The organism is Tenacibaculum singaporense, assembly GCF_003867015.1.
GTDB lineage: Bacteria > Bacteroidota > Bacteroidia > Flavobacteriales > Flavobacteriaceae > Polaribacter > Polaribacter singaporensis.
Map to the genome: position 1 here is coordinate 1,640,727 of NZ_CP032548.1, position 15,109 is coordinate 1,655,835.

Sequence of the window (15,109 nt, forward strand, 5' to 3'; positions counted from 1 at the left end):
AATTAAATTATATTTTGAAGTGACGCAAATTTAAGAATTACGGTTGAGTTTTTTGATGGTAAATTATTATTAATTAGTATGTTTTGTTATGAATATGATAATTTAAAGAGGTGAAAAAGAGAATTTGTTATTAAAAATAAAAGCCATATCAAACAATTTCTTGTAATTGATATGGCTTTCTTGAAATAGTAAGAGGTACTGATTTGTATTACTACATTATCAAATAAACGGTGTTTATGCTTTTTCCTTAGATAAAGCTACGTTACTACCTCAAAAGAAACTTTACCTTATAAATTATGTCACCTATAAAATAAAAGTTTCGATGTTTTTAAACAGGTTAGTCCAGCTAAATTTAAACCAATAATACTTATAAACTTATAACTAGAAAACTATAAATTATTAATAACTTACAATTAATCAAAAATTATGATGATAGTATTTAGCTTTAATTACGTTTAAAAACAAAATATATAAAGAACGTTACTTTAATGGTTTACTTTTAGTGATTAATACAGTTAACTATAATTCTGACGTCACTTACTTTGTAAACTCTTTTCCAAATATAAGAAATAAATGGCTCTTTTTTAGTGTTTTAGGTGTTTTGTTATCAACAAGTTGGATGCGGTGTTTTATTAACAAATGTGAATAAAAAAACACCATGAAAATCATGGTGTTTTTAATTTCTTTTGAGAAGAAGTTTTTAGTGTCTTCTTTCTTTAATTCTTGCTTTCTTACCAGTAAGACCTCTAAAGTAGTAAATACGAGCTCTACGTACTTTACCTCTTTTGTTTACTTCGATCTTTTGGATAGAAGGTAAGTTGATAGGGAAAATACGCTCAACACCTACAGTACCAGACATTTTTCTAATAGTAAATGTTTCAGAAGCTCCGCTTCCTCTCTTTTGGATAACAACTCCTCTAAAAAACTGAGTACGAGTTTTGTTTCCTTCCTTAATTTCGTAGTATACTGTAATAGTATCTCCAGCTGCGAATTCTGGTAATTCGTTTTTTGTTACAAATTCGTCTTGAACAAATTTTACTAAATCCATTTTCTTGTTATTTATGGTTGTATAAAAGCAACATTCACGATTTTCGTCAGAGGTTGATTTTGTGGCTGCAAATTTAGAATTTTTCTTTTGATAAAAAAAATAAATAAATCACTGATTATTAGTTAATCTAATAAATCTGGACGTATTTCTTTTGTTCTTTTGTAAGCTTGCTCTGAGCGCCATTCTTCAATTTTAGGGAAATTACCTGATAGTAACACCTCAGGAACCTTCATTCCTTCATATTCTGAAGGTCTAGTATATACAGGAGGTGATAGTAAGTTGTCCTGAAAACTATCGGTTAAAGCAGAAGTTTCATCACCCAAAACTCCAGGAATTAAACGAATGACAGCATCGCATAAAACAGCTGCAGCCAATTCTCCTCCAGTTAACACATAGTCACCAATTGAAATTTCTTTGGTTACATATTTATCACGTACACGTTGATCTACACCTTTGTAATGTCCCGTTAAAATAATTATATTTTCTTTTAAAGAAAGGGTATTTGCTGTAGCTTGATTTAGTGTTTTAGCATCTGGAGTCATGTATATGATTTCATCATAGATTCTTTCAGATTGTAGCTTTTCAATACATTTAGCTATAGGTTCAATCATTAAAACCATTCCAGCACCTCCACCAAATTGGTAGTCGTCAATTTGACGATAATTACCAAAACCATATTCTCGTAGGTTATGAAAATGAACTTCAGCGAGTCCTTTGTCAATAGCCCTTTTCATCATTGAGTTTTCAAATGGGCTCTTTATTAAGTCGGGTTCAACCGTAATAATATCTATTCGCATGCGGCAAAGATAGATGTTTTAAAGATATTTATTATGGGAATATTTTTTTGAATTTCTTTGGAAGTTCTTTTGTAATGTTGATTGTTTCTTTAGTAAAAGGGTGTGTGAATTCGAGTGTTGAAGCATGAAGAAAAAGCCCTTTTCCTTTTAATGCTTTATTTTCTATAAAGTATTCTTTATCACCTAAAATCGGATTACCAATAGCGAAAAGATGTTTGCGTAGTTGATGTTTTCTTCCTGTTTTAGGGTGTAATTTAACCAAGTTCAAGAAATCAAATCTAGGGGACTCAGCAGTTTCAATAACTTCAAACGAAGTAGAAGCCTCTTTATCATCAATAGGAAAGTTAATTTCTCCTTTCTTCTCTATTTTACCAATACAGATTGCGTGATATGTTTTCTGAATCTCCTTTTTTTCGAATAGTTGGTTCAAAACAATAATACTTTCAGTTGTTTTTCCAATGAGTAACAATCCACTTGTAGGATAATCTAATCGATGCACAGGTCGAGGGCGAGTAGCATTAGGTAAGTTGCTTTTTTGTAAATTTTGTATTAGAGCATTGTCAATTGTGGCAAAAGAATTTCCACTAACCAACATTCCTGCTGGTTTATAAATAATAGCTAAGTAATCATCTTCAAAAAGAACGTCTAAAGGGAAATCAAAATGTTTTCTTTGAGTTTTTTCTTCTAATTGAAATAACTCGATAGTATCACCTTTACTAATATACAAAGCTGTTGTAGCTATTTTACCATTGACCTTTATTAATCCTTTTTTAATAGCTTTTTTTAGGCTAGATTTAGTAGGGACGGTTTTAAAAATTCCGAAAGCATATTCTTGTAGTCGAATCGGGGTTGCTATGCTTTCTACATTATGAGTTTCAGAAATCTTCAAAACAAAGTACTTATTTTATTCAAAACTAAGCAAATAATTTTTGTTATCAATTAAGGTACGTTCGTACCTTTTTTTTAAACATTAGTAGAAAAGAATTAAATATAAGAAAAAGGATAAACTAAATTTAAGTCATACTGGAAAAACAAGGAGGAGTGAAAGGTGTAACTAGTTTACATTTAGTTGTTTGGGAGTAAGTGAAGAGGAGGTGAATACTCTTTTTAATATAATTATAAAATAAATAAGTTATGTATAAATCAGATAGTTGTATACTAAGAAATCCAATGCCTAGTGGAGCTATCGAACCTAATGAGAATTCTGTAAATGGAATGTTAGAGTTTGATGGGTATTATTGGTGGACTAATTATCCATTTGGAATATCGTATTCTGGATATTGGTTCAATAATCAACAATGGGATCCGCGCTGTGCGACTGTAGACAGTGATGGATTACATTTAAAAATGAAAGAAACACAACTGCCTAACGGTCCTAAACAATGGTCTTCAGTGGAGTTAGTGTTGTGGGGAAAGGTAGCTAACAATCCTAATACGACAGGAAACCCACCACAACGTATGTATCCTGGTTATGGAAAATACTTGGTGGCAGCAGAAACACCAGTAGGTAATTTTAATGATATAGCTAATAATTGTTGTTTTGGGGTGTTTACATATCAATTCGAAAAAGATTCATCGATAACTAATAGTCATAGAGAATTGGATATGTTGGAATGTAGTAGGTGGAATAATCTTAGTAATCCAACAAATGCACAATTTACATTGCAGCCTTGGGAACCTGCTGGAAATGTACATAGAATTACATTGAGGGATAAAGGTAAAATAACTATTGTAATGGATTGGAAAAATGAAAATACTCCAGTAATTTATTCAATTTATTACGGTATATACGATTTAAATAGCTTGCCTGGTAAGCCTGATATAAGTTGGACAACAGCAGCGAGTCAAAATCAGTATATTCCTAATGAAGGATGTCAAACAGTGCATTTAAATTTATGGAGACAACCACAAAATTATACTCCTTCTGAAGAGCAAGAAGTTGTGATTAAGAAGTTCCAGTATAAAAGAAATAATTAAAACCCTACAGCGGTGTCGTCTCCTCTAGGATCTGCACCGCCTTCTAGTTTTCCGTTAGGAAGCACTAAAATAGCATCTACTTTTCCTATAACAGGTGAGTTTGTTTCATCTAATTTGTATCCTAATTGTTGTAAGTCTTTTTTTACTTGTTCGTCAAAACCTTTGGGTTCCATTTTAATTACATCTGGTAACCATTGATGGTGAAAACGTGGTTGATTCACGGCTTCTTGCATTCCCATGTCAAATTCATGTACATTTAAAATGGTTTGTAATACAGAAGTAATAATGGTTGAGCCACCAGGAGTTCCTACAACCATGTATAGCTGATTATTTTTTTCTATAATAGTAGGAGTCATAGAACTCAGCATGCGTTTTTCGGGTTCTATTTTATTCGCTTCAGCTCCAACTAAACCAAACATATTCGGCACACCAGGTTTGCTTGAAAAATCATCCATTTCATTGTTTAAGAAAAAGCCTAAATCTGAACAATATAGCTTAGAACCGTAAGCTCCATTAATGGTTGTTGTGGCTGAAATAGCATTTCCAAATTGATCAACAATAGAGTAGTGGGTGGTTTCATCACTTTCAACCATTGTAATATTTCCATGAGAAACATCGGTAGAAGAAGTAGCTTTTTCAAAAGAAAAATCATTCATGCGATTTTTTGTGTATTCTTTACTGATGAGTGTTTTAATAGGAATTTCTACAAAATCAGGGTCTCCTAAATAAAAACTTCTATCTGCATAAGCTCTACGTTCTGCTTCAGTAATTACCTGCATAGCTTTTGTTGAATTATGGCCGTATTTATCTAAATCAAATGGTTCAATTCCGTTCATAATTTGTGCTAAACAAATTCCCCCACTAGCAGGTGGAGACATAGAAATAATTCGTAAATCGTCGTAGGTAAAAGTGATTGGAGTTCTCCATCTAGCTTCATACTTAGCCAAATCTTCTTCGGTCATAATTCCGCCATTGTTTTGCATAAAATCAACAAGGCGTCTAGCGGTTTCTCCTTTGTAAAACTCATCACGACCATTTTCTGCAATACGTTCTAAAGTTGCTGCTAAAGCAGGGTATTTGATGGTGTCTCCCTTTTTCCAAGGTTTGTCAAAAAGAATAGAATCTTTATTTACTTCTAAAAAATAATGTTGATACTTTTTTATACGGTTTTCTTGTTTTTGAGTAACTACAACACCTTTTTTAGCTAATGCTATTACAGGGGCTAAAATCTCTTGGATAGGTAATGAACCAAATTTTTTATGGGTAGCAAAAACACCAGCTACTGTTCCTGGGATTCCTACTGCCATAGCTCCTAAAGTACTTTTGTTTTTAATTACATTTCCTAAGCTATCTAAATACATGTCTTTATGAGCAGCAAGTGGTGCTTTTTCGCGATAGTCTAGTGCACCAATTTCTCCTGTATTTTTTCGATAAACCATAAATCCACCACCGCCAAGATTACCAGCATAAGGATACGCTACTGCTAAGGCTAACTCTGTGGCTACCATAGCGTCGAAAGCATTTCCTCCTTTTTGTAAAATATCCGAACCAATTTTTGAAGCTTCTTTACGGGCAGAAACTACCATGGCTTTTTCGGTAATTGTACCTACAACTCTTTCTTTTTTACAGCTGTATAATACTGTGAGTATTAAAAAAAATAAGAATGCTTTTTTCATGCGTTGTTAACCTAATTCTTTTAGTTTTTGATGAGAGAATACACGAAGGTCTTCAAAAAAAGTAGTGAAATCATTTTCGAAAATCTGATAATTTTCTAACAAATCTCCAGTCGCTAAATTCATTTTTGACTTCCCATTAGTGCGTCTATTCATTCCGTTTAGGACTTCCTGAATTCCTTTGGCAAATTGATAATTGTATAGCCAATTATATTGTATCATATAAGGGAGCATTTCTTGTGTTCTTTCAGGAAGGATATCAATATTTTCTTGGAGTAAATTATAGACAGAGTTTACATAGACGTCTAGTGGAATTTGCGAATAATTTTTCCAGTTTTTAGATAAAAAATGATCATAAAAAATATCGATGATTACTCCGTCATAATGACGATATCTTTCGTGAAGGCGACGTTTGCTGATTCTAACAATTTTATGCGCATCTGTATAGGTGTCAATTTCGCGATGTAGCAAAATCCCTTTTTGAATGTCTTCATGATAGTGAGAGAAGTTTCTTCCTTTTACATGGTCGGCAATAAAGTTTCCAATCATAACATTTGTATTGCTTTCAGAAAGGTATAAGTGCGCTAAAAAATTCATTTTATAAATGTAAACAAAAAACCACAACTGAAAAGCTGTGGTTTTAAAGTTTATGAGGGAATATTTAATTCTTAACAGGAGTATTCTTTAAAATTTCTAATAAGAACTTCCAGAATTTTTGTGTTGATGATATTTGTGCACGTTCATCAGGTGAGTGTGCACCTTTAATATTTGGACCGAAAGAAACCATATCCATTTCTGGATAGTTTTGGCCTAAAATACCACATTCTAATCCAGCATGACATGCCGCTACAATAGGTTTTTCGTTGTGTAACTCTTCGTATAAATTAGTTACAGTTTTTAAAATCTCAGAATTTACATTTGGTAACCATCCAGGATACGAACCTGAAAATTCTACATCAAAACCAGCTAATTCAAAAGATGAACGTAACGAGTTAGCTAAATCCCACTTGTTAGTTTCTGAAGAAGAACGTGTTAAACATCCAATTTTAATAGCGCCGTCTTTTACAATAATACGAGCAATGTTGTTTGAAGTTTCTACTAAGCCTTCAATATCAGGACTCATTCGATATACACCATTTAAAGCAGCATAAACCGCTTTAATTAATCCTTCTTGAACGCCTAAATCCATTACAGTTTGAGGAGTGTCAACTTCTTTTAATTCAATAGTTAGATTAGGCTCTAGTGTTGAAAATTCAGATTTGATGTTGTTGATAAGCTCATGAATTTCAAATAAGAAAGGTTCTTTAGAAACAGCATCAATAACTACAGTAGAAAAGCTTTCGCGAGGAATAGCATTACGTAAACTACCTCCGTTAATTTCCGAAACACGTAATCCGAAGTTTGTAAAACCATCAAATAATAAACGGTTCATAATTTTGTTAGCGTTTCCTAAACCTTTAATAATATCCATTCCTGAGTGACCACCATTTAGTCCAGTAACAGAAATTTCATAGGCGATTGTATTTTCAGGAGTAGTTTCTTCATTGTAACTTCTAGTAGCAGTAACATCTACACCACCAGCACATCCCATTCCTATTTCATCATCTTCTTCGGTATCTAGGTTTAATAAAATTTCACCTTCTAATAAACCTCCTTCAAGTCCCATTGCACCTGTCATACCTGTTTCTTCATCAATTGTGAATAAAGCTTCGATAGCAGGGTGAGGAATATCAGTAGACTCTAAAACTCCCATGATAGCAGCAACACCTAAACCGTTGTCAGCTCCTAAAGTAGTTCCATCAGCTTTAACCCAATCACCATCTACAAACATTTTAATTCCTTCGGTGTCAAAATCAAAAACAGTATCTGCGTTTTTTTGGTGTACCATATCTAAATGGCTTTGCATAACTACTGTTTTTCTGTCTTCCATTCCAGCTGAAGCAGGTTTGCGAATAATTACGTTTCCTACCTTGTCAACCATGGTTTCAAGATTTAATTTCTTACCGAAATCTACCATAAATTGAATGACTCTTTCTTCTTTTTTAGAAGGGCGAGGTACAGCGTTTAAGTCGGCAAAATTTTTCCAAACAGCTTTTGGTTCTAGGTTTCTTATCTCTGAATTCATGTGAATTGAAGTTTTAATTTTAAAGCTACGAAGATACTTAATCCTTATCGAAAAATTGTAAATTCGCAACATGGATTTTTCGTCGAAATTATTAGAAAATGCAGTAAATGAAGTAAGTCGATTGCCAGGAATTGGTAAGCGAACAGCACTTCGTTTGGTGTTACATTTATTAAAACAACCGAAAGAAAATACGAAGTATTTGGCAGAGGCTTTAACGCACTTACGTAACGATGTAAAATCGTGTAAGAAATGTCATAATATTTCTGATACAGTGTTATGTGATATTTGTAGTAATCCGAAGCGAAATGCTGAGATTGTATGTGTAGTGGAGGATATTCGTGATGTAATGGCGATTGAAAATACAGCGCAATACAGAGGTTTGTATCATGTGTTAGGAGGGAAGATTTCTCCTATTGAAGGAATTGGACCTCAAAACTTACAAATAGAATCTTTAGTTGAAAAAGTAAAAGAAGGAGAGGTTAAAGAACTGATTTTTGCCTTAAGTTCTACCATGGAAGGAGATACAACGAACTTTTATATTTACAAACAGATAGAAAAATACGGAGTAACTACATCAACCATTGCTAGAGGAATCTCGGTAGGAGATGAGTTAGAATATGCAGATGAGGTTACACTTGGGCGAAGTATTGTAAATAGGATACCGTTTACTCAATCATTAAAAGGATAAAAAAACAGCTTTGAAATTATTTCAAAGCTGTTTTTTTGTTGTTAAATGTAAAAAGATTATTTTCTCTTAAAAACAGTTATGTCTGTAAGAGTTTCACCATTATATTCCTGTTTATATACAGATGTCATAGTGTTACCATTATCAGAAAAAGTAATACTTGTGTTAGATGATTCACCATTATGAATTCTTGAATAAATTCCATTTCCTTTGTTAGTCCATGTTGCAGAAAACTCATCCTCTATAACACATTTGTTCTCAATAGACTCATATGATGTTGAGTTAAAGGTTCCGTTTTCGTTAAAAGTAACAGAAGTTTTTTTCTCACACTCACTTACTTCTATACCTTCTTCCGAAAATTTATACCAAGTACCAACTATAGGGTCTAAATTGTTTTCATCTTCAGAAGAACAGGCTAGTAAGCTAAACATAGCAATTGTTAAAACTAAAATTTTTTTCATAGTTTAATATAGTTTAAGATTTAAAATTTGTCGCGAAAGTAGTAAAGTTACTCGTTAGAAAAAAGAAATTAATTGTTAGTTTTCTTGTCCTCATCCATCAACTCTTGTTCGTATTTATCCCACGATTTTTTAGCTCTTACTTTTTTGTAATAACGAATGCCAATCATTAATAATATTCCAAATAGAATAATTCCTACCACACCCCAGATCCAGTTAATAGCACTTTTTAAAACGACTAAAAATACAACAGCGAATAAAATTACAGTTGGAATTTCATTAAACATGCGAAGCTTATTAGGTGAGTATTTAATCTCATCACGTTGTAGTTCTTTATAGATTTTGTGACAAAATCCGTGATAAAAATACAGCGCTAATACGAAGGCTAATTTTACATGCATCCAAGGCATTTTTAAGTAATAAGGATTTTTATATAGCATCCAAAAAGCAAAGAAACTAGCTAAAAATAGAGAAGGCCAAGTAATAATATACCATAAACGTTTAGACATTAACTTGTATTGAGTTTGCAATATAGACTTGGCAGGTTCGTCTTTTTTTTCTGCTTCTACATGGTAAATAAACAGACGACCTATATAAAATAATCCGGCAAACCAAGTTACTACAAATATAATGTGTAATGCTTTTACGTAATAAAAATCCATGAGTTTTAATGTTTGAAAGTTGTAAAATTACAAGTTTTTAATTTTGTTAACTTATAACTTGAAAGAGATTATCACGTCGTTATCGCTTCTCATAGTGACAGTTTTTGTGTCATTGCGAGCCTTTCGACTGTCGCTCAAGAGAAGCGAAAGCGTGGCAATCTGTTAATTGTTTGTTGTTAACTGAAATTCATTAATCCATCCAGCTAAAACATCTACCCATTCGTCGTTGTCGTTAATACAAGGAACTGTGTAAAATTCTTCACCACCAGCTTCTAAGAACTCGTGTTTTCCTTCCATAGCTATTTCCTCTAGTGTTTCTAAACAATCAGAAACAAAAGCAGGAGTTACAATTGCTAATTTTTTAATGCCATCTTTTTCGGCTTTATTTACAATCGTTCTGTCGGTATAGGGTTGTAACCAAGGATCTACTCCTAAACGTGATTGGAATGAGGTAGAAACTTTATTTTCGTCTAATCCTAATTCAGAAATTACATTTTTAGTGGTTTGATAACATTGATGACGATAGCAATATTTATGAGCTTCTGAAGGAGTATTACAACAACTTAAATTTCCTGCTTCAGGATTACAGTGCGATTTTGTAATGTCAGATTTTCTGATGTGACGCTCTGGAACTCCATGATAAGAGAATAAAATATGGTCATAATCTTTATCAGATAAATAATCTTTTATGCTATTAGATAGTGCTTTGATGTATTCTGGTTTGTTGTAAAAAGCAGGTACATCGGTAATTTTCATGTTAGGGAAGAATTCTTTTCTTAACTCTTCAGCTAATACCAAAATAGTTTCAGTAGTTGCCATGGCAAACTGAGGATATAATGGAAATAATAGTACTTCTGTAACACCTTTATCATGTAGTTCTTGTAATCCACTTTTAATTGAAGGATTTCCATAACGCATTGCCAAAGCAACAGGGAGTTCTGTTTTTGCTTGTACCTTATTTTGTAAACGTTCTGATAGTACAATTAAAGGAGAACCTTCTTTCCACCAAATTTTTTGATAGGCTTCTGCCGATTTTTTAGGACGAGTATTTAAAATAATACCTTTAACAATAAATGTTCTTAACCAATAAGGAACGTCAATAACACGTTCATCCATTAAAAATTCTCCTAAGTATTTTTTTACGTCTTTTGGGTTTGTACTTTCTGGTGATCCAAGGTTTACTAATAAAACTCCTTTCATATTTTGGCTGAATTTATTTCAGAATCTTTTTATTTAATTGGTTTGTTGTTTCGTATAGAGCAATAGCTAAACTATGAATTACATTCATGCTAGAGTTACGTCCATACATTGGTATAGCTACTGTTTCGTCTACTAAATTAACGTTTTCTATACCATTTCTTTCGCTACCCAAAAGTAACACAATTTTAGAATGTGAAGTGAAATCGTAATCGCTAATGTTTATACTTTCATCGGTAATTTCAATACCAATAATAGTGTTTCCTTCTTCTTTTAATTGATGGATAAGTTGTTTAAAATTCCCATAAGTATCATATGGTATTTGTTGAATAGTATTTCGAGCTGTTTTCTTAACAATTCTATTGTCTATAGAAGGAGAACTTTCATGTAAATAGATTTTAGACACTCCAAAACTTTCAGAGATACGAAAGCACATTCCTATATTTTCAGGAGTGCGGATAGCATCACATACAATAGTTACTGGGAAATCTTGCTGATTGTTTTCTATGTCGTAATGAGTTAGTTGTTTCATTTTTTAAGACTCATTTATTGTTGTAAACTCATTACATATTGTTTAGGGGTTGTGCCAAATTTCTTTTTAAAGGCAGAAATAAAGTGACTAGAAGTACTATAACCAACTTGTAACCCAACTTCGTTGACATTGTATTGGTTGCTCTCCAATAGTTTTCGAGCATGATCCATTTTATAGTCAAATAAGAAACTATATACAGTATCTCCATAAATTTGCTTGAATCCCTCTTTTAATTTTTTAAGGTTTAAACCTACTTCGTTAGATAAGTCTTGCAAACTTGGTGGTTCACTCATTCTAGCAATGATAATATCTTTTGCTTTTCTAATTTTTAAAACCTCACGATCATCTACTAAAAAAGGACAATATTCTTCATTGGTGTTTTCGCCACTGTCAAAATGTAAACTTAATAGCTCGTATGTTTTCCCTTTAATATAAAGGTCTCGCATTGAACTTTGGTTTTTTGCCGTTAAAATCTGTTGAAGTACCAATAAAACATTAGCATTTATTTCTGCATTATCGTAATACTTTTTGTTTTTATTGTTTTCGCTTAAAAAAGGTATATAACTAGCTTCTTTAGAGAAAAAAGCATGAAATTTTTCAATAGAAATTAAAACTGAGACCAAAGAGGTTTTAGGTAGTATTTCTAAGTTAATAGGTAAATCTTGTTGCGGGTTGTATAAGAAGATAGAATGCTTGTCTAAAACATTAAAAGTATAGCTATTATTGTTAAAATGAAATTTGCAATTGCCTTTAACACAGTAGTGTAGTTGTATGTAAGAGTTGTCTATATCTCTTTTGAAAAACTCTGTTTTATCAGAGTTATTTTGGAATTTTAGTACAAAAAAACCTTGTTCTATAGAAACTTCTCTAAATGTACTTTCTGCGATGTTTTTTGACATGGATTTAGTGGTTTTTATAAAGCTTGTTATTTAGAATGATTCTAAAATAAAATGTTTCTCCTAGTCTATTTTACTGCAAAAATACACTTTTGCGTAAGTTTTTGAGGTGTTTTTAAGTGAAAAAACGAATAGCGACATTAAAAGTTCTTTTAGCGATACTTTTTTTTGTTCAATATTTATATTTTTGACCGACTTTTTTGAAGAAGACTCAATGACAGTAGAAAACAAACATCATAGTAATTTATACAACATAGGCGTTAGTTATAAAAAGGCTGATGCTGCGATTAGGGGAAAGTTTAGTATTTCTAAAGAAAATCAAATACAACTTTTAGAAGAAGCAAAACAAAAAGGAGTAGACGGAATTTTTGTGTTGTCTACTTGTAATAGAACTGAGATTTGTGGTTTTGCAGAACACCCTTTTCAGTTAATAAGTATGTTGTGTAAATACTCAAATGGTTCGGTAGAAGAATTTGCAAACGTATCAAACGTATATAAAAATAAAGAAGCTATTAATCATCTGTTCAGAATGGGGACAGGGTTGGATAGCCAAATTTTAGGAGACTACGAAATAGTAGGGCAATTACGTCAGGCATTTAAGCAAGCTAAAGAAGTAGGAACTACAAATGCATACTTTGAGCGTTTATTAAATCATGTAATGCAAGCAAGTAAGCGAGTTAAGAACGAAACAAAATTAAGTTCAGGAACAACTTCAGTATCATATGCAGCTGTTCAGTACTTAATTAATAATTTATCAGATTATAACTCGAAAAATATTCTAGTATTTGGTTTAGGTAAGATGGGAAAACACACCTGTAAAAACCTAGCAGAATACACACAAAATAAATCGGTAAGTTTAATTAATAGAACGGAAGAAAAAACTTCAGCGTTTGTAAAAGATCATAGTTCTATTAGAAAAGCGTCATATGCAAATTTAGCACAGGAGGTTTCTAATAGTGATGTACTAATTGTTTCTACAGGAGCTAGTTTTCCTACAATTACAAAAGAACATGTTCCGACAGATAAGGACTTGTTGATTTTAGATTTATCAATGCCAGCGAATGTATCAAAAGAAGTTGCTGATTTGGATAATGTAACAATGGTGAATGTAGATGATCTTTCTAAAATTACTGATGAAACATTAGCAATACGCCAACAAGAAGTACCAGTAGCCGAAGCGATTATTGAAACTCATAACCAAGAATTTCAAGAATGGTTAAATCACAGAAGATTTACCCCAGCAATTACCGCTTTAAAAGAATCGTTACAAAATATTCAACAAGGTGAGATAGCCTTCCATAAGAAGAAAATTAAAAATTTTGATGAAGAACAAGCAGAAATATTAACATCAAGATTTATTCAAAAAATAACTACACAATTTGTGAAACACTTAAAAGACGAAGAAACTTCAGTAAATACTAGTATTGAAGTAATGGCTAAAGTGTTCGGAGCAAATTTAGAATCCATCCATGCAGAAGATAATTAGAATAGGTACACGCGATAGCCAATTGGCTATGTGGCAAGCAAAAAAAGTTCAAAAACTTTTAGAAGAATTAGGTCATCAAACTCAATTAATCCCCGTTAAAGCAACGGGTGATTTAGTTTTAGATAAACCCCTTTACGAATTAGGAATCACAGGAATTTTTACTAAAAATTTAGATATCGCTATGTTAAATGACGATATTGATATTGCAGTACATTCCATGAAAGATGTTCCTACAGTATTGCCAGAAGGTATTATACAAGCAGCGGTTTTAAAACGCGCCAATTATAACGATATTTTGTTGTTAAAAGACAACGAAGAGTTTATGGCGCAACCTAACGGAGTAATTGCTACAGGTAGTTTGCGTAGAAAAGCGCAATGGCTAAACCGTTACCCAACCCATACAGTAGAAGGTTTACGCGGAAATGTAAATACGCGTTTACAGAAGTTAGAAGATAACGACTGGAACGGTGCTATTTTCGCAGCAGCAGGATTAGAACGTGTAGGTTTACGACCAAAAGGAGCTGTTAATTTATCTTGGATGATTCCAGCACCAGCACAAGGAGCTATTATGATTACAGCTTTAGAAGAGAATGAAGAAATTAAAGAAATCTGTGCAGAGTTAAACGATAAGGATACAGAGATTTGTACAGGCATTGAGCGTGAGTTTTTAAATCGTTTAGAAGGTGGATGTACAGCACCTATTGGAGCTTTGGCCTTTATAAATGAAAAGGAAGAAGAAATTAATTTCAAAGGAATTTTACTGAGTAGAGATGGTAAAAAGAAGATAGAAGTTAGTAAAAAAGTAAAAGTTGGTAAGCATAAGTACGTCGCAAAAGATTGTGCTAATTATGTGATAGATAAAGGAGGGAAGCTAATTATGATGGAAGACGAAGGAATTGAAAAACAGTTTTCAATCTATTCGACCAAAAAACTATCTGAAGCACAAAAGAAACTATTACCAACACATATGAGTGTTCAGGATAGTGATTTTATTAAAATTCGTTTTAATAGAATTGCTCCTAAAGTAGTTAAAGAAGAAATTGAACATGTAATTATTACCAGTAAAAATGGAGTAGAAGCATTGCTAAACTCATTTACTTCAGATGAATTACAATTCAAAAATATTTACTGTGTTGGTAGAAGAACCAAGAAGTTAATCGAACAACGTATAGGAAAAGTAACACATTCAGAAAGAAACGCTAAAAAACTATCTGAATATTTATCTAAAGAATTGAAAGGACAAGAGGTAACCTACTTTTGTAGTAACTTACGTTTAGAAACCTTACCACTTATTTTAAAAGCAAATGAAATCGCTGTAAATGAAGTAGAAGCTTATAAAACCATGTACAGTCCTGCAAAAGTTGACGAAAAAGTAAACGGAGTATTATTTTACAGCCCATCAACTGTTGAAAGTTATATGGAAAAAAATACCGCTGATAAAATAGCCTTTTGTATTGGAGATAGTACCGCTAACGAAGCAAAAAAACATTTTAAAGAAGTACAAATAGCGAAGATGCCAACCGTAGAAAGTGTTTTAGAGTTGGTAAATCTTCACTTTGTAAAAGAATAAACT

Annotated in this window: 15 protein-coding genes; 4 read left to right on the forward strand and 11 right to left on the reverse strand. The window is 32.4% G+C overall.

Annotation, left to right across the window (positions count from 1 at the left end):
* Positions 1–700: 700 nt before the first annotated feature.
* The 3 genes from rplS to D6T69_RS07330 all read right to left on the reverse strand — a co-directional run bounded on the left by rplS (position 701) and on the right by D6T69_RS07330 (position 2,734).
* On the reverse strand, positions 701–1,048 hold the full coding sequence (gene rplS, locus D6T69_RS07320) for a 50S ribosomal protein L19 (RefSeq protein WP_047789705.1): 348 nt from the start codon (positions 1,046–1,048) through the stop codon (positions 701–703).
* A 122-nt stretch (positions 1,049–1,170) separates the two neighbouring features.
* Positions 1,171–1,845: a tRNA (guanosine(37)-N1)-methyltransferase TrmD gene (gene trmD / locus D6T69_RS07325; protein WP_125067124.1), complete on the reverse strand. Its 675-nt coding sequence runs from the start codon at positions 1,843–1,845 to the stop codon at positions 1,171–1,173.
* Positions 1,846–1,876: 31 nt separating this feature from the next.
* Positions 1,877–2,734, reverse strand: a complete 858-nt coding sequence (locus D6T69_RS07330) for an RluA family pseudouridine synthase (RefSeq protein WP_125067125.1) — start codon at positions 2,732–2,734, stop codon at positions 1,877–1,879.
* A gap of 245 nt (positions 2,735–2,979) precedes the next feature.
* On the opposite strand from D6T69_RS07330, the gene D6T69_RS07335 reads away from it, so the two are divergent.
* Complete coding sequence (locus D6T69_RS07335; protein ID WP_125067126.1) at positions 2,980–3,822, forward strand: hypothetical protein; 843 nt, start codon at positions 2,980–2,982, stop codon at positions 3,820–3,822.
* Here D6T69_RS07335 and ggt read toward each other — a convergent pair.
* The 3 genes from ggt to D6T69_RS07350 form a co-directional block, all read right to left on the reverse strand.
* Positions 3,819–5,498 (reverse strand): gamma-glutamyltransferase, encoded by a 1,680-nt coding sequence (gene ggt / locus D6T69_RS07340; RefSeq protein ID WP_125067127.1) that lies wholly within the window; start codon positions 5,496–5,498, stop codon positions 3,819–3,821. The two genes, D6T69_RS07335 and ggt, sit on opposite strands and share 4 nt — an antisense overlap.
* 6 nt (positions 5,499–5,504) lie before the next feature.
* On the reverse strand, positions 5,505–6,092 hold the full coding sequence (locus D6T69_RS07345; RefSeq protein WP_125067128.1) for an acyl carrier protein phosphodiesterase: 588 nt from the start codon (positions 6,090–6,092) through the stop codon (positions 5,505–5,507).
* A 64-nt stretch (positions 6,093–6,156) separates the two neighbouring features.
* Positions 6,157–7,620, reverse strand: a complete 1,464-nt coding sequence (locus tag D6T69_RS07350) for an aminoacyl-histidine dipeptidase (protein WP_125067129.1) — start codon at positions 7,618–7,620, stop codon at positions 6,157–6,159.
* 70 nt (positions 7,621–7,690) lie between these two features.
* On the opposite strand from D6T69_RS07350, the gene recR reads away from it, so the two are divergent.
* On the forward strand, positions 7,691–8,308 hold the full coding sequence (gene recR, locus D6T69_RS07355) for a recombination mediator RecR (protein ID WP_125067130.1): 618 nt from the start codon (positions 7,691–7,693) through the stop codon (positions 8,306–8,308).
* Between the two features lie 56 nt (positions 8,309–8,364).
* Here the strand turns inward: recR and D6T69_RS07360 are convergent, their stop codons facing one another.
* The 5 genes from D6T69_RS07360 to D6T69_RS07380 form a co-directional block, all read right to left on the reverse strand.
* A complete protein-coding gene (locus D6T69_RS07360) occupies positions 8,365–8,766 on the reverse strand; it encodes a lipocalin-like domain-containing protein (protein ID WP_125067131.1) in 402 nt (133 codons plus the stop codon).
* A 68-nt stretch (positions 8,767–8,834) separates the two neighbouring features.
* The gene (locus D6T69_RS07365) at positions 8,835–9,425 is read right to left on the reverse strand and encodes a CopD family protein (protein ID WP_125067132.1); all 591 of its coding nucleotides are present in this window, start codon (positions 9,423–9,425) and stop codon (positions 8,835–8,837) included.
* Positions 9,426–9,587: 162 nt separating this feature from the next.
* Positions 9,588–10,625 carry a ferrochelatase gene (gene hemH / locus D6T69_RS07370; RefSeq protein ID WP_125067133.1) on the reverse strand — a complete coding sequence of 346 codons (1,038 nt, stop codon included), beginning with the start codon at positions 10,623–10,625 and terminating at the stop codon, positions 9,588–9,590.
* Between the two features lie 13 nt (positions 10,626–10,638).
* Positions 10,639–11,154: a TrmH family RNA methyltransferase gene (locus tag D6T69_RS07375; RefSeq protein WP_125067134.1), complete on the reverse strand. Its 516-nt coding sequence runs from the start codon at positions 11,152–11,154 to the stop codon at positions 10,639–10,641.
* A gap of 14 nt (positions 11,155–11,168) precedes the next feature.
* The gene (locus tag D6T69_RS07380) at positions 11,169–12,053 is read right to left on the reverse strand and encodes a helix-turn-helix transcriptional regulator (RefSeq protein ID WP_125067135.1); all 885 of its coding nucleotides are present in this window, start codon (positions 12,051–12,053) and stop codon (positions 11,169–11,171) included.
* A 211-nt stretch (positions 12,054–12,264) separates the two neighbouring features.
* Between D6T69_RS07380 and hemA the strand changes: the two genes are divergently transcribed.
* Both hemA and hemC read left to right on the forward strand, forming a co-directional pair.
* A complete protein-coding gene (gene hemA, locus D6T69_RS07385) occupies positions 12,265–13,536 on the forward strand; it encodes a glutamyl-tRNA reductase (RefSeq protein ID WP_125069208.1) in 1,272 nt (423 codons plus the stop codon).
* The gene (gene hemC / locus D6T69_RS07390; RefSeq protein ID WP_125067136.1) at positions 13,520–15,106 is read left to right on the forward strand and encodes a hydroxymethylbilane synthase; all 1,587 of its coding nucleotides are present in this window, start codon (positions 13,520–13,522) and stop codon (positions 15,104–15,106) included. Before hemA ends, hemC begins: the two co-directional genes overlap by 17 nt.
* Positions 15,107–15,109 lie beyond the last annotated feature (3 nt).

Excerpts from the sequence above, each read along its gene's own strand:
- rplS (WP_047789705.1), bottom strand. The coding sequence starts at position 1,048 with ATGGATTTAGTAAAATTTGTTCAAGACGAATTTGTAACAAAAAACGAA.
- trmD (WP_125067124.1), bottom strand. The coding sequence starts at position 1,845 with ATGCGAATAGATATTATTACGGTTGAACCCGACTTAATAAAGAGCCCA.
- D6T69_RS07335 (WP_125067126.1), top strand. The coding sequence starts at position 2,980 with ATGTATAAATCAGATAGTTGTATACTAAGAAATCCAATGCCTAGTGGA.
- ggt (WP_125067127.1), bottom strand. The coding sequence starts at position 5,498 with ATGAAAAAAGCATTCTTATTTTTTTTAATACTCACAGTATTATACAGC.
- D6T69_RS07345 (WP_125067128.1), bottom strand. The coding sequence starts at position 6,092 with ATGAATTTTTTAGCGCACTTATACCTTTCTGAAAGCAATACAAATGTT.
- D6T69_RS07350 (WP_125067129.1), bottom strand. The coding sequence starts at position 7,620 with ATGAATTCAGAGATAAGAAACCTAGAACCAAAAGCTGTTTGGAAAAAT.
- recR (WP_125067130.1), top strand. The coding sequence starts at position 7,691 with ATGGATTTTTCGTCGAAATTATTAGAAAATGCAGTAAATGAAGTAAGT.
- D6T69_RS07360 (WP_125067131.1), bottom strand. The coding sequence starts at position 8,766 with ATGAAAAAAATTTTAGTTTTAACAATTGCTATGTTTAGCTTACTAGCC.
- D6T69_RS07365 (WP_125067132.1), bottom strand. The coding sequence starts at position 9,425 with ATGGATTTTTATTACGTAAAAGCATTACACATTATATTTGTAGTAACT.
- hemH (WP_125067133.1), bottom strand. The coding sequence starts at position 10,625 with ATGAAAGGAGTTTTATTAGTAAACCTTGGATCACCAGAAAGTACAAAC.
- D6T69_RS07375 (WP_125067134.1), bottom strand. The coding sequence starts at position 11,154 with ATGAAACAACTAACTCATTACGACATAGAAAACAATCAGCAAGATTTC.
- D6T69_RS07380 (WP_125067135.1), bottom strand. The coding sequence starts at position 12,053 with ATGTCAAAAAACATCGCAGAAAGTACATTTAGAGAAGTTTCTATAGAA.
- hemA (WP_125069208.1), top strand. The coding sequence starts at position 12,265 with ATGACAGTAGAAAACAAACATCATAGTAATTTATACAACATAGGCGTT.
- hemC (WP_125067136.1), top strand. The coding sequence starts at position 13,520 with ATGCAGAAGATAATTAGAATAGGTACACGCGATAGCCAATTGGCTATG.